Genomic DNA, 14,295 nt, shown 5'->3' on the forward strand with positions numbered 1-14,295 from the left:
TTTCAAGTTTCAAGTTTCAAGTTTGCGTGCACGAATTTAAAATCTTAGAATCTCAGCATCTTAGAACCTTAGCATCTTTCAAAAAAATAACTTTTCATTAAAAAAATGTTAGAATTTTGATTTTTTGTTTTGTGAATAAAAAAATAATGTACTTTTGCACCGATGAATAAAATAAGTTTACATACAACTTCTTTGTCACGGACAAACTCACCGATTACTTCTCCCGAAGTACGGATACTATCTCTATAGTATTCACTGAGTTTTATAGCCGTATATTTATTCATATCCATTTTTCATTTTGAAATCACATAATTTGTCCATTGGACAAACATATCCTAAAAGTATTTATTATTTTGTAAATTTTCTTAATCAACTTTTTGATTTTGAAGATGTTACTTCTATTTTGCTTAATTTTATTGGATTCAATTCTGGATTTCAAACTAAACAATATGCTTTAATTTTTAACTCTAACTTCAATTATTGAAATGAAGATCTCTATTGTTGTTACCCAGGAAGAACACTTCAAATTCGCACAGGAAATTTGCGATACGATAGAATCATCTGCCTTGTTAAGAGGTACGGGGATTGCTAAAAGAACTCCTGAGTATATTCAGAAAAAAATGTCGAATGGTGATGCAATGATTGCTCTGGCAGACGGAAAATTTGCAGGTTTTTGTTATATCGAAAGCTGGCAGCACGGAAAATTTGTGGCACATTCCGGATTAATCGTTCATCCTGACTACAGAAGTTTAGGATTAGCAAAAAAGATAAAATCTAAAGTTTTTGATTACTCTTTGAAGAGATATCCAGACGCTAAAATATTCGGAATTACAACTGGTTTGGCAGTTATGAAAATCAATTCTGAATTAGGTTATAAACCCGTTCCTTTCTCAGAATTAACGACAGATCCTAGTTTTTGGTCAGGATGTAAAACTTGTACTAATTACCAAATCCTGCAAAGCAAAGAAAACAAAATGTGCCTTTGCACCGGAATGTTATACGACCCAAAAGAAAAACAAAAAACGCCGCCAAGACATCCTTTTAACGAGGCTGTTTTAAGCAGACTTAAAAAAATTAAACAGGCTTTATTTTTAAATAAAATATTGTCATTTGTTTTTTTATTTAAAATTTAACCAAAAAAAAATCTCAAACTGCTAAATACGAAAGTATTAGCCAAAATTATAAAAAATGAAAAAAGTAGTATTAGCTTATAGCGGAGGATTAGATACCTCGTATTGTTTGAAATATTTAAAAAATGAAAAAGGATACGAAGTTCACACTGTATTGGTAGATACAGGAGGATTTGACGCAGAAGAATTATCAGCCATTGAAAAAAGAGCTTACGAATTAGGAAGCGCACAACACGCAAACCTTACAATCGTAGATAAATATTATGATAAAGCTATAAAATATTTGATTTTCGGAAACGTATTAAAAAACAATACTTATCCATTATCAGTAAGTGCAGAACGTGTTTTTCAAGCAATTGAAGCTATAAAATATGCTAAAAAAGTAGGAGCAAACGCTATCGCACACGGAAGTACAGGTGCAGGAAATGACCAAATTCGTTTTGATTTAATTTTCCAAACTATTGCTCCGGAAATCGAAATTATTACGCCAATTAGAGATTTAAAACTTTCAAGACAAGAAGAAGTAGATTATTTATCTAAAAACGGAGTTCACTATTCTTGGGAAAAAGCACAATATTCTGTCAATAAAGGACTTTGGGGAACAAGCGTAGGAGGAAAGGAAACTTTAACTTCTGGTCAGCCATTGCCAAGTGAAGCTTATCCATCTCAATTGAAAAAAGACGGAGAAGAAAAAGTAACGTTGCATTTTGAGCAAGGTGAATTAGTTGGAATCAACGGAAAAACAGATAAACCATCAAATAATATTGTTGCTCTTGAAAAACTGGCGAATGCTTACGCAATTGGTAGAGATATTCATGTTGGAGATACGATTATCGGGATTAAAGGAAGAGTTGGTTTTGAAGCTGCTGCACCGTTAATTATTATAAAAGCGCACCATTTATTAGAGAAACATACGCTTGGAAAATGGCAGCAATACTGGAAAGAACAATTAGGAAACTGGTACGGAATGCTATTCCATGAAGGTCAGTTCTTAGATCCGGTGATGAGAAACATTGAAACTTTCTTGCAAGACACACAAAAAACAGTAAACGGAACGGTAACAGTTTCATTAAAACCATATCATTTCTCACTTGACGGAATCGAATCTAAAAACGATTTAATGAACACAGGTTTTGGTCAATATGGAGAAATGAACAATGCATGGACATCTGATGATGCAAAAGGATTTATTAAGATTCTTGGAAATGCACAAAACATATTTTCATCTGTAAATCAATTAGATCATGACTAATTTGGCAGAGGCATAATGGTTATTGGGATTTTGGTATTTATTATAATACTAATAATGCTGGGACTGGCACTCTTTTTTAAAGATAATTTAAGTACAGTATTTTTTACTAATAGAAATTTTGTAGCAGGTTTTTTTTCTGTTTCAATAATAGCTATAAGTTATACAATTTTGATTTTTCCAAGTCCAATTGAACTAATCAATCAAGTATTCGCGATATTTAGTACAGTGCCTTTTATGTTAGCTTTTTTTGGAGGAGGATTTATGCTTTTTCTGGGATTACTAATAGAAGTAATAATTCTCTTTTTTGTAATTAGAGCATTTTTACCAACTCAAAATAAGAATTTAGATAAAAATAATTTTAGTTAAAAAAATAGAAACTATGATTAATGTCGGAATAATTGGTGGTTCGGGTTACACAGCCGGAGAACTCATCAGAATTTTAATGTATCATCCAAAAGTAAACATCGATTTTGTTTACAGTACAACAAATGCCGGAAAACCACTTTCTGTGGCGCACCACGATTTGATGGGTGATATCGAAATGAATTTTACGGATATAATAAATCCTGACGTAAATGTGGTATTTTTATGTTTAGGTCACGGAAAATCAATTTCATTTTTACAGCAAAACGCATTTGCAAGCCACACTAAAATCATTGATTTAGGAAATGATTTCAGATTAAATAAAGATGCACATTTCGAAGGAAAAGATTTTGTTTACGGTTTACCTGAACTGAACAAAGCAGAAATCAAAAAAGCAAATTATATTGCAAATCCTGGTTGTTTTGCTACAGCTATACAATTGGCTTTGTTGCCATTAGCAGAACATAATATGTTAAATAATGATGTTCATATTAATGCTACAACCGGAAGTACTGGTGCAGGAGTTGGACTTTCAGAAACGTCTCATTTCAGCTGGAGAAACAACAATATGTCGCATTATAAAGCTTTTGAACACCAGCATTTAGGTGAAATTTCAGAAAGTTTGGTTCAGCTGCAAGATGATTTTGAAAGCGAATTACTTTTTATTCCGAACAGAGGAGATTTCCCAAGAGGAATTTTTGCAACTTTATATACATTATGTGATGATAGTTTGGAACAATTAGTAGAGAAATACGAAGATTTCTATAAAAATGAACCTTTTGTAACCGTTACTACAACAAACATTAACCTGAAACAAGTGGTGCAAACGAACAAATGTATCATTAGTTTATTGAAAAAAGGAAACCGGGTTCTCATAACATCAATTATAGATAATTTAACCAAAGGTGCTTCAGGACAAGCAATTCAAAACATGAATTTAATGTTCGGTTTAGAAGAAACCACAGGTTTAAATTTGAGACCAAGCGGATTTTAATAATAGTTTCAAGTTTTAAGTTTCAGGTTTCACGTTCTGTACGTAACCTCAAACTTGAAACCTGAAACAAAATAAACAAAAAACAAAAATGAACTTATTCAACGTTTACCCATTATACGACATAACTCCAGTAAAAGCAGTAGATTGTACAATTATTGACGACAAAGGAGTAGAATATTTAGATTTATACAGCGGACATGGTGTGATTTCTATCGGACACACACAGCCGGATTATGTAGCAAAATTGAAGAATCAATTAGACCATTTAGGATTTTATTCAAATGCGATTCAGAATCCTTTGCAGGTTGAATTGGCACAGAAATTAGGAAAGCTTTCTGGTCTTGAAGATTACGAATTGTTTTTATGCAGTTCTGGTGCTGAAGCCAATGAAAATGCTTTGAAATTAGCTTCTTTCCATAACGGAAAATCAAGAGTTGTGGCTTTTGATAATTCTTTCCACGGAAGAACTTCTGCAGCTGTTGCCGTTACAGATAACAAAAAGATTGTTGCGCCATTAAATGCACAGCAGGAAGTTACTTTTTTACCTCTAAACCAAATCGAATTAGTTGAAGCAGAATTAGCAAAAGGAGATGTAACAGCAGTAATTATAGAAGGAATTCAAGGAGTTGGAGGTTTAGACCAAGGAACAACTGAGTTTTTCCAGGCTTTAGAAAAAGCATGTAAAAAACACGATGTTGTTTTGATTTTAGACGAAGTACAATCAGGATACGGAAGAAGCGGGAAATTCTTTGCTTTCCAACACTACGGAATCAATGCTGATATTATTTCAGTTGCAAAAGGAATGGGGAACGGTTTTCCGGTTGGAGCTATTTTAATCTCTCCAAAATTTGAAGCAAGTTTCGGATTATTAGGCACAACTTTCGGCGGAAGCCATTTATCTTGTGCAGCAGGAATTGCGGTTTTAGATGTAATCGAAAAACTTGATTTACAAAAAAATGTAAATGAAGTTTATGAATATTTCCTAGAAAAAATCAAAGAAGTGGAAGGCATCAAACAAGTAAAAGGAAAAGGATTAATGCTTGGAGTTGAATTTGATTTTGATGTTGCAGCTTTAAGAAAAAAACTAATTATTGAAAAACACATTTTTACAGGAAGCGCAAACAATAAAAATCTGCTTAGAATTTTACCTCCATTAACTGTGAAAAAAACTGATATTGATACGTTTGTAAAAGCTTTAAAAGAAAGTTTGGAAGAATTAAAAAACTAATTCTCGTTACGTTAAACCTGACGGGTTTTTAAAACCCGTCAGGTTTAAAATATAAGTTTCTAAAAAGAAACTAAACCAAAAAACAACCAACCAACTACAAATTATGAATCCATTATCAATTGAAAAACGCAATCTGGTTTTGCGGTCTATGGCAAAGCTGGTCGAGCAGGACCGGAGCCAGATTATCTTGACCAATCAAGAAGATCTTGCTGATTACTACGGCACAGATTTAGCGATGGAAGAACGCTTAAAAGTAGATGATAAAAAAGTCGACGAAATGATTTTATCATTAAACCAATTGGCTTCTCAAGAAGATCCCGTTGGAGTTGAGCGTTTTCATTTTACTCATGATAATGGAATAAAAGTTATAAATAAAACGGCTGCTTTCGGAACGATTTTAATTATTTACGAATCTCGCCCAGATGTTACAATCGAAGCGGGTGGAATCGCTTTTAAATCCGGAAATAAGATTTTATTAAAAGGAGGAAAAGAATCTCTAAAATCAAATTTAAAAATCGTAAGTCTTTGGCACAAAGCTTTAGAAGAAAACGAAGTTTCAAAAGACTGGGTTGAATATCTGAATTATAACAGAACAGAAACGCAGGCTTTTTTAGAAAAACCAACTCAAAAAGTCGATTTAATAGTTCCAAGAGGCGGAGAAAAACTAATTGAGTTTGTAAAAGCACATGCAACTTGTCCCGTAATCGTAAGCGGACGAGGAAATAATTTTGTTTACGTTCATAAAGATGCTGATACAGATTTAGCTTTAAAAGTAATTTTAAATGCTAAAACATCTAAAATATCAGCTTGCAATGCATTAGATAAAGTTTTAATAGATTCTAAACTGCCAAATTTTGAAGGTTTCACAGCAATGTTGATCGAAGCTTTAATAGAGGTAAAAGTGGAAGTTATTGTAGATAAATCTTTAGCAAATTTCGAAAATACCAAAACACTTCAAAACGAAGATATTTGGTACGAAGAATTTCTAGATTATAAAATCGTAATTGGAACCATCGATTCTCAGGAAAATGCCATCGAAAAAATAAACAAATATTGCGGCGGACATTCGGCAGCAATTATTTCAAGAGATAACGAAGCTGCTCAGCAATTTATGGAAGCGATAGACGCAGCCGCAGTTTACCAAAATGCATCAACAAGATTCACAGACGGCGGACAATTTGGTTTAGGAGGAGAATTAGCGATAAGCACCGATAAATTGCATCAACGCGGCCCAATTGGCCTTCAACATCTCGTAACGAATAAATGGTACGTTTACGGAGAAGGACAAATACGATAATTTTAGATTTTAGAGTTCAGATTTTAGATTGATGATTAACGATTTTTGATTTCAGATTATTGGAATTTGGAATTTATTTTTTGGAATTTAACTATATATAAAGCTTTGCTAACTTAGCGTTTGTAAACAAAAAAAATATAAAAAAACTTTTCGCCCTTTGCGTTAAAAATAACTTAGTGCCTTAGCGCCTTCGTGGCAAAAACAAAAGACATGTCAAAAAAAAGGATTTTATTAAAAATAGGAAGTAATACTTTAACCAAAGAAACCAATCATATTTCGCGGGGAAAGATTGAAGACCTCGGAATGCAAATTGCAGCTTTAAACAAAGATTACGAATTTGTAATTGTAAGTTCTGGAGCAATTGCGGCAGCAAAGCAATTTGTAAAACTCGAAAGTAAAGGAAAAGAAATTGCACTAAAACAAGCCTTAGCTTCAATTGGACAGCCACATTTAATGCGGATTTTCCATGAAAATTTCAGTGATTTAGGTTTATTGACATCGCAATGTTTATTATCTTATTCTGATTTCGAAAAAGAACAATCTAAAGTAAACATTGTCAATACAATAAACGTTTTGGTCGAGAACAATTACATTCCGATTATCAATGAAAATGATACCGTTGCCACAGATGAGATTCGGTTTGGAGATAATGACAAATTAGCGGCTTTAACGGCAGTTCTTTTAAATGTTGATATTCTGATAATTGCGACAAATACAAACGGGATTTATACGAAAGATTCTATTCATGATGAGATTCCGGAAACGATAAAATTAGTTAATGATTTAAAAACACTTGAAAAAGAAATCGGTGAATCAAAATCATCACACGGAACAGGAGGAATGCAGTCTAAAATAGAAGCTGCAGCAATTGCAAAAGCAGCAAATATAGAAACCTGGATTGTCAACGGATTAAATGATAATTTTATTTTGAAGGCATTAAAGGAAGAGATTCCTTTTACGAAAATAATCTAATGAGTCAATTAGAAAATTAGTTAATCAGATAATGCAAAATTATCCAATTTTCTAATTATCACATTATCTAAATTAAACAAAAAGACATGAATTATATTTCAATAAAAGACATAGACTCATTATCAAAATGGGTAAAAAGTGCGATCAAGATCAAAAAAGATCCGCTTAAGAATAAAAAATTAGGTAAAAACAAAACATTAGGAATGTTATTTTTCAATCCAAGTTTAAGAACGCGTTTGAGTACTCAAAAAGCGGCTTTAAACTTAGGAATGAACGTTATGGTAATGAATTTTACCAACGAAGGATGGACATTAGAATTCGAAGATGGAGCAGTGATGAATTCTGGCGCATCTGAACACATTAAAGAAGCAGCAGAAGTAGTTTCCCAATATTGTGATATTATTGCAATTCGTGCTTTTGCAGGTTTGGTTGATAAAGAAAAAGATTATCAGGAAACAGTAATTTCAGGATTTTTGAAATATGCTACAGTACCGATCGTGAATATGGAAAGCGCTGTACGTCACCCGCTACAATCTTTAGCAGATGCCATTACAATGGAAGAACACAAAACGAAACACAAACCAAAAGTAGTACTTTCATGGGCACCACATCCGAAAGCTTTGCCACAGGCTGTAGCAAATTCATTCGTAGAAATGATGCAGATGCAAAAAGACATGGATTTTGTAATCACTCACCCAGAAGGTTATGAGTTAAGCCCGGAAATTACAAAAGACTGCAAAATTGAATACAATCAAAACAAAGCGTTTGAAAATGCCGATTTCGTTTACGTAAAAAACTGGAGCAACTTCAACGATTACGGAAAAGTAACCAACAGCGATCCAAACTGGACTGTTACAGCTGAAAAAATGGCTTTAACCAACAACGGAAAATTCATGCACTGTCTTCCAGTTCGTCGTAACGTAATTGTGAGCGACGAAGTTTTAGACGGAGAAAATTCAATCGTAATCGAGCAAGCGAATAATAGAACTTATTCGGCACAATTAGTTTTACAAAAGATTTTGAAGAAAATATAATTTATAGGTGCAAAGGTTCAAAGTTGCAAAGGATCAGAGGTTTTATAGCCTTGAGAAAAACCTTTGAACCTTTGTCCCTCTGTCCCTTTGAACCTTGAAAGAAATGAACGTATCAGTAATAAAAATAGGTGGAAACATCATTGACAATCCAGCAGAATTAGAACAATTCTTAACCGATTTTTCTAAAATTGAAGGCTATAAAGTTTTAGTTCACGGCGGAGGAAAATCGGCTACAAAAATGGCGCAGAGCATTGGTTTGGTTCCGCAAATGATTGACGGACGCCGAATTACAGATGCTCCAATGCTTGATGTTGTGGTAATGATTTACGCAGGACAAATCAACAAGCATATTGTTGCACAATTGCAGGCAAAAGATAATAATGCAATTGGTTTTTCTGGAGCTGACGGAAATTTAATTCAGTCCACAAAACGAAATCACCCGACAATCGATTACGGATTTGTAGGCGATGTAAAACAAGTAAACACTAAATTACTGGCAACTTTATTAGAAGCAGGCGTTGTTCCTGTTTTCTGTGCAATTACGCACGATAAAAACGGACAATTATTAAACACAAATGCAGATACAATTGCAAGCGAATTATCAATTGCATTATCTGAAGTTTTTGATGTTACGTTGACATATTGTTTTGAAAAACAAGGCGTTTTACAAGACTCAGAAGACGATTCATCTGTAATAACAGAAATCAACGAAGCATTATATAATAAACTAAAAGAAGAAAAAGTAATCCATTCTGGAATGATTCCAAAACTGGATAATTGCTTCAACAGTTTATCAAGAGGTGTACAGAAAATCAAAATAGGGCATCATAAAATGCTCCAAAATCCAGATATTCTGCATACAACGATTACATTATAAAAGATGTTGCCACGAATTGACTCTAATTTTTTCTTTTAAAAGAGAAAATAATTTTAGACTTACATTAAAAAGTTTATTTTGATTTTAAATCTGTTACAAAAAAATAATTTGTGAAAATTCGTGTAATTAGTGGCAAAAAAACAGCACTGCGCAGTGCTTTTAAAATTTAATTTTAGAAATTTGCGCAAATCAAAAATGTCACAATTTTTATTAAAAACTTTGTGACTTCGCGCCTTCGTGGCAAAGAAACCAAACTTATGAAAAGTATAAATACGCTTACTCAGGAAGCAATTAGTTTATTAAAAAGACTAATCGAAACCCCTTCATTTTCAAGTGAAGAAGACCAAACAGCTTTATTAATCGAAAATTGGTTCAATCAAAATGAAATTCCTTTCAAAAGAGAAAACAATAATGTGTGGGCTTTCAACAAATATTTCGACGAAAACAAACCAACACTTTTATTAAACTCACATCACGATACTGTACGTCCAAATCAGGCGTATACAAACGATCCGTTTAAAGCTATTGAAAAAGACGGAAAACTATTCGGATTAGGAAGTAATGATGCAGGCGGATGCTTGGTTTCATTATTAGCGACTTTTGTTCATTTTTACGAAAATCAAAATCTTTCGCACAATATTGTAATTGTGGCTTCCGCCGAAGAAGAAAGCAGCGGAAAAAATGGATTAAATAGTGTTTTAAAGCATTTGCCAGAATTAGATTGCGCTATTGTTGGAGAACCAACTTTAATGCAATTAGCAGTTGCAGAAAAAGGTTTATTGGTTTTAGATGTAAAAGTAAAAGGAACTGCAAGCCACGCAGCACATCAAAACGATGATAATTCAATATATAAATCAATTCCGATAATGGAATGGTTTAAAAACTATAAATTCGATAAAATCTCAGACGTTTTAGGTCCTGTAAAAATGACCGTAACACAAATCAGTGCAGGAAAACAACATAATGTAGTACCTTCAGAATGTGATTTAGTGGTTGATATCCGCGTAACAGATCGTTACACAAATGCTGAAATTTTGGAAGTTGTAAAAGCAAATGTAAACGCCGAAGTAACACCAAGATCCATGCATTTAAACGCATCGTCAATTCCAGTTTCACACGGTTTGGTTCAGGCGGGAATTGCTTTGGGAAGAACAACTTATGGTTCGCCGACACTTTCCGATCAGTCGGTTTTGAGTTGTCAGTCTTTAAAACTAGGGCCTGGAGAAACTTTGCGGTCACATTCAGCAGACGAATTTATTTTTGTAAATGAAATTGAAGAAGGAGTCGATTTGTATATCAAAATACTAACTGATTTTTTTAAATTATAATTGTCATCCTGAGCGTAGTCGAAGGATTTAGGAGCTAATCCCGCTATCCGTTCCAATCTTTTCCTGGCTAAAGAAGCCAGAAAAAGGATTTCCACTACTATCGGGGCTAGGACTCTCAGGAATTGAGAAACATTACGTAAAAAAAACTTTGTGAATCTCTGAGCTTACTTTGAGTATCTCTGTGAAACAAAAAACATACATCTTATGAAACTTTGGGAAAAAGGAATACCAACAGATAAACAAATCGAACAATTTACCGTTGGAAACGACCGTGAACTGGATTTAGTTTTGGCAAAATACGATGCTTTAGGTTCAATCGCACATGCTAAAATGTTAGGTCAGATTGGTTTATTGACAACAGAAGAAACAACTTCGTTAGTTGATGCATTAAACGAAATCATAGCTGATATTGTAGTTGGAAATTTCGAAATCGAAGACAGTTTCGAAGACGTACATTCTAAAATAGAATATCTTCTAACGGTAAAATTAGGCGATGCAGGAAAAAAAATCCACACCGCACGTTCTCGTAACGATCAGGTTTTAGTAGACGTTCATTTATATTTAAAAGACGAATTAAAAGCAATTAAAGAACAAGTAAAAACACTTTTTGATCTGTTGATGGAATCAGCAGAAAAGCATCAAAATGTATTATTGCCGGGTTATACGCATTTACAAATCGCAATGCCATCATCATTTGGAATGTGGTTTTCGGCTTATGCTGAAAGTCTGATTGATGATATTACAATGTTGAACGCAGCTTCAAAAATTGTAGACCAGAATCCTTTAGGTTCTGCTGCGGGTTACGGAAGTTCATTCCCAATCAACAGAACATTTACAACACAAGAATTAGGTTTTGAAACCTTAAAATACAATGCCGTTGCGGCACAAATGAGCCGTGGAAAAGCAGAAAAAACAGTTGCTTTTGCGATGACAAGCGTTGCAGGAACGTTATCAAAATTTGCAATGGACGTTTGTTTATATATGAGCCAAAACTTTGATTTTATTGGTCTTCCGGCGCATCTTACAACAGGTTCAAGCATTATGCCTCACAAAAAAAATCCGGATGTTTTTGAATTAATCAGAGGGAAATGTAATAAGATTCAGGCGCTTCCATACGAAATCACTTTAATCACCAATAATCTTCCAAGCGGATATCACAGAGATTTACAGCTTTTAAAAGAAGGTTTGTTTCCGGCAATTCAAACTTTAAAATCTTGTTTGGATATTGCCATTTTTTCAATAAAAGATATTACTGTTAAAGATCATATTTTAGAAGATAAAAAATACGATTATCTGTTTACAGTTGATACATTAAACGAAATGGTTGTAGAAGGAATGCCTTTTAGAGACGCATACAAAGCTGTTGCAGAACAATTGGAAGCTGGAACATACAAATCTCCAAAAGAAACAAAACACACACACGAAGGAAGTATCAATAACTTATGCCTTGATGCAATTAAAGATAAAATGAAAGCCGCTTTCTAAAAGCTTATTTCCAGAATAATATGAAACCGATTTGCAGCTAATACAAATCGGTTTTTTTATTTCTTCAAATATATTTTTGAAACTTAAGAAAATTCGACCTAATTCTCTAAATTTGAGAATTGATCATTTTTAAAATAAAAACATGACGCAATTTGACGAACCGGCATCTCAAGGTCTTTTTGAGAAAAACTTAATTACCGAAAATCAGCTTCAGGAAATAAAAGAATATCGAAGCCTCAATATTTTCTCGCTTAATGTCGAATTAAAACTGTTACTTTCGATTTCGGTTTTAATGTTCACATCCGGAATTGGAATTCTTATTTATGACAATATTGACAGCATTGGACATATTGCACTTCTGGCTATTTTGTTTGTTCTTATTTGCGGCTGTTTTTATTACTGTTTTAAAAATTCCAAAGGTTTTCAGAAAACAGAAACCACAACAGAAAGTCATTTTCTGGAATATATAGTTTTAACAGCAAATGTTCTCACCTGTATTTTTATAGGATATCTCCAGGTTCAATATGAAGTATTTGGAACACATTATGGTTTAGCGACTTTAGTTCCCACAATTGTCAGTTTCTTTTGTGCTTATTATTTTGATAATAAAAGTGTTCTTACGATTGCCGTTACAGGTTTGGCAGCTTACGTTGGACTTTCGGTAACGCCTCAGGATATTTTTAACAGCAATAATAACTTTTATGACAATCAAAGTTTGAGTTATTCTGCCATTATGCTTGGATTTTTATTGATTCTATGGACAGTTTATAGTTTTAGAATTAATTTAAAAACACATTTTGCGCTTGTCTATCTCACATTTGCTTTGCATATTATAAGTATTGCATCAATAAGCAATATGGTTAGTGAAGATATTATATGGCTTCTTTTCTCTTTAATTTTAGCAGGTTCATCTGTTTATTTTTATAAAATAAGTCATCAGCTCAAAGCCATTTCACTATACATTTTTATGATTGTTTACGCCTACATTGGCATTAATATTTTCATATTTAGAATTTTCGAACATATTGATTTTGGCGATATATGGGTATTATTTATAATGATATTACCAGTTTATTTCATTGGCTCGATAGTATTGTTTATAAAACTGATTAAAAACTTCAATAAAGAAATAGCCGAATGATAGTACACGATAAAAATTTACTAAACAATTTGTTTTTAACTGAAGAAGCAGATTCCCTTGAAAGCGGAGGGTTTATAAGTAAAGAGCAAAAAAAAATAATTAGAAATCAATTACCATCTTTCAAAATTCAAAATAACATTTTAGTTCGTTTAGGATTTTTTCTGCTGGGCTCATTTTTATATTCATCGATTTGCAGTTTTATTTCTTTAATAGCATTATCAGGCGCAGAATCTTTTTTCAAAATTTGCTGTTTTCTTTTCGCAGGTGTTGGTATTGCAGGTGCTGAATTATTAGCGACTAACAAATATTACAGGCACGGCTTAGACGATGCTTTTATTTTAGGAATACTTTTAAATGTAGGCGGAGCAGTTTTTATACTTACAGAAGATTTTGAAACTGGATTAACTCCTGCTATTTTTGTTGCCATTGCTTCTTTTTTAACTTATAAAAGATATCTGCATCTACTTTCTATGCTTGTTTTTTGCTTGGCAGGTTCAGCAGTTTTATTTTTCGGTCTGTTTGAAATTGGAGATATTGGTAAAACAATTTTACCTTTTGCAGCAATGCTGGCTTCAGCAGGATTTTATTTTTTTACAAAACAAAAGATCAAGAATTTAAAAGAAGTTTACTATTACAACGGACTTTTATTAGCCAATAGTTTCTGTTTGATTCTGTTTTATCTTTCCTGTAATTATTTAGTAGTTAGAGAACTTTCTGCAGAACTTTTAGGAGTTGAGGTTCAGCCGGGACAAGATATTCCGTTTGCTTATTTCTTTTACGCATTTACGTTTATAGTTCCCATTGTGTATTTGGTTCAGGCTTTAAAAACCAAAGACAGAATCATGCTTTGGATTAGTTTTGCAGCAATTGCATTTACCGTTTTCACCATCCGATTTTATTATTCGGTTTTGCCAATTGAAGCGGCATTGACTATTGGCGGATTAGTAATGTTTGTAATTGCTTATTTCTCCATCCAAAAATTAAAAAATAAAGAGTCAGGATTAACTTTTAAACCAGACAGAATCAATCATTCAACAGCAATTTTGAATGCGCAGGCTTTAATTGTTGCTTCAACTTTTGGCATGAAACCCGAAGTTAAAACCGAATCGCCAATGGATTTTGGAGGAGGAGGATTTAGCGGTGGCGGATCTGGAGAAAGCTTTTAAATTAGGTTTGCCACAGATTATAAAGATT

At 33.1% G+C, this 14,295-nt stretch carries 14 protein-coding genes; 13 read left to right on the forward strand and 1 reads right to left on the reverse strand.

Annotated features, from left to right (window positions below):
• Nucleotides 1-68: 68 nt before the first annotated feature.
• Nucleotides 69-284, reverse strand: coding sequence for a hypothetical protein (locus tag ACODSB_RS11315; RefSeq protein WP_180856962.1), 216 nt, complete (start codon nt 282-284; stop codon nt 69-71).
• A 201-nt stretch (nt 285-485) separates the two neighbouring features.
• On the opposite strand from ACODSB_RS11315, the gene ACODSB_RS11320 reads away from it, so the two are divergent.
• From ACODSB_RS11320 to ACODSB_RS11380, 13 genes are all read left to right on the forward strand, one after another.
• Complete coding sequence (locus ACODSB_RS11320; protein ID WP_180856961.1) at nt 486-1,133, forward strand: GNAT family N-acetyltransferase; 648 nt, start codon at nt 486-488, stop codon at nt 1,131-1,133.
• 55 nt (nt 1,134-1,188) lie between these two features.
• Nucleotides 1,189-2,382, forward strand: a complete 1,194-nt coding sequence (locus ACODSB_RS11325; protein ID WP_488937123.1) for an argininosuccinate synthase — start codon at nt 1,189-1,191, stop codon at nt 2,380-2,382.
• A 54-nt stretch (nt 2,383-2,436) separates the two neighbouring features.
• Nucleotides 2,437-2,748 (forward strand): hypothetical protein, encoded by a 312-nt coding sequence (locus ACODSB_RS11330; RefSeq protein ID WP_123959140.1) that lies wholly within the window; start codon nt 2,437-2,439, stop codon nt 2,746-2,748.
• Between the two features lie 13 nt (nt 2,749-2,761).
• A complete protein-coding gene (argC, locus tag ACODSB_RS11335; RefSeq protein ID WP_488937124.1) occupies nt 2,762-3,739 on the forward strand; it encodes an N-acetyl-gamma-glutamyl-phosphate reductase in 978 nt (325 codons plus the stop codon).
• A gap of 88 nt (nt 3,740-3,827) precedes the next feature.
• A complete protein-coding gene (locus ACODSB_RS11340) occupies nt 3,828-4,967 on the forward strand; it encodes an aspartate aminotransferase family protein (protein ID WP_488937125.1) in 1,140 nt (379 codons plus the stop codon).
• 103 nt (nt 4,968-5,070) lie between these two features.
• The gene (locus ACODSB_RS11345) at nt 5,071-6,264 is read left to right on the forward strand and encodes a glutamate-5-semialdehyde dehydrogenase (protein WP_488937126.1); all 1,194 of its coding nucleotides are present in this window, start codon (nt 5,071-5,073) and stop codon (nt 6,262-6,264) included.
• Nucleotides 6,265-6,474: 210 nt separating this feature from the next.
• Nucleotides 6,475-7,236: a glutamate 5-kinase gene (gene proB, locus ACODSB_RS11350; RefSeq protein ID WP_488937127.1), complete on the forward strand. Its 762-nt coding sequence runs from the start codon at nt 6,475-6,477 to the stop codon at nt 7,234-7,236.
• 86 nt (nt 7,237-7,322) lie between these two features.
• A complete protein-coding gene (locus ACODSB_RS11355) occupies nt 7,323-8,270 on the forward strand; it encodes an N-acetylornithine carbamoyltransferase (RefSeq protein WP_488937128.1) in 948 nt (315 codons plus the stop codon).
• A 103-nt stretch (nt 8,271-8,373) separates the two neighbouring features.
• Nucleotides 8,374-9,147, forward strand: a complete 774-nt coding sequence (gene argB / locus ACODSB_RS11360; protein ID WP_488937129.1) for an acetylglutamate kinase — start codon at nt 8,374-8,376, stop codon at nt 9,145-9,147.
• 257 nt (nt 9,148-9,404) lie between these two features.
• The gene (locus ACODSB_RS11365; protein WP_488937130.1) at nt 9,405-10,475 is read left to right on the forward strand and encodes a M20 family metallo-hydrolase; all 1,071 of its coding nucleotides are present in this window, start codon (nt 9,405-9,407) and stop codon (nt 10,473-10,475) included.
• Between the two features lie 204 nt (nt 10,476-10,679).
• On the forward strand, nt 10,680-11,960 hold the full coding sequence (gene argH / locus ACODSB_RS11370) for an argininosuccinate lyase (protein ID WP_053472180.1): 1,281 nt from the start codon (nt 10,680-10,682) through the stop codon (nt 11,958-11,960).
• A gap of 142 nt (nt 11,961-12,102) precedes the next feature.
• Entirely contained in the window at nt 12,103-13,101 is a 999-nt protein-coding gene (locus ACODSB_RS11375; protein ID WP_488937131.1) for a DUF2157 domain-containing protein, read from the forward strand.
• Complete coding sequence (locus ACODSB_RS11380) at nt 13,098-14,267, forward strand: hypothetical protein (protein ID WP_488937132.1); 1,170 nt, start codon at nt 13,098-13,100, stop codon at nt 14,265-14,267. Before ACODSB_RS11375 ends, ACODSB_RS11380 begins: the two co-directional genes overlap by 4 nt.
• Nucleotides 14,268-14,295 lie beyond the last annotated feature (28 nt).

This window comes from Flavobacterium sp. FG68 (assembly GCF_057808895.1).

Excerpts from the sequence above, each read along its gene's own strand:
- ACODSB_RS11330 (WP_123959140.1), top strand. The coding sequence starts at position 2,437 with ATGCTGGGACTGGCACTCTTTTTTAAAGATAATTTAAGTACAGTATTT.
- ACODSB_RS11320 (WP_180856961.1), top strand. The coding sequence starts at position 486 with ATGAAGATCTCTATTGTTGTTACCCAGGAAGAACACTTCAAATTCGCA.
- ACODSB_RS11315 (WP_180856962.1), bottom strand. The coding sequence starts at position 284 with ATGAATAAATATACGGCTATAAAACTCAGTGAATACTATAGAGATAGT.
- ACODSB_RS11380 (WP_488937132.1), top strand. The coding sequence starts at position 13,098 with ATGATAGTACACGATAAAAATTTACTAAACAATTTGTTTTTAACTGAA.
- ACODSB_RS11375 (WP_488937131.1), top strand. The coding sequence starts at position 12,103 with ATGACGCAATTTGACGAACCGGCATCTCAAGGTCTTTTTGAGAAAAAC.
- ACODSB_RS11365 (WP_488937130.1), top strand. The coding sequence starts at position 9,405 with ATGAAAAGTATAAATACGCTTACTCAGGAAGCAATTAGTTTATTAAAA.
- ACODSB_RS11325 (WP_488937123.1), top strand. The coding sequence starts at position 1,189 with ATGAAAAAAGTAGTATTAGCTTATAGCGGAGGATTAGATACCTCGTAT.
- argH (WP_053472180.1), top strand. The coding sequence starts at position 10,680 with ATGAAACTTTGGGAAAAAGGAATACCAACAGATAAACAAATCGAACAA.
- ACODSB_RS11340 (WP_488937125.1), top strand. The coding sequence starts at position 3,828 with ATGAACTTATTCAACGTTTACCCATTATACGACATAACTCCAGTAAAA.
- argC (WP_488937124.1), top strand. The coding sequence starts at position 2,762 with ATGATTAATGTCGGAATAATTGGTGGTTCGGGTTACACAGCCGGAGAA.
- ACODSB_RS11355 (WP_488937128.1), top strand. The coding sequence starts at position 7,323 with ATGAATTATATTTCAATAAAAGACATAGACTCATTATCAAAATGGGTA.
- proB (WP_488937127.1), top strand. The coding sequence starts at position 6,475 with ATGTCAAAAAAAAGGATTTTATTAAAAATAGGAAGTAATACTTTAACC.
- ACODSB_RS11345 (WP_488937126.1), top strand. The coding sequence starts at position 5,071 with ATGAATCCATTATCAATTGAAAAACGCAATCTGGTTTTGCGGTCTATG.
- argB (WP_488937129.1), top strand. The coding sequence starts at position 8,374 with ATGAACGTATCAGTAATAAAAATAGGTGGAAACATCATTGACAATCCA.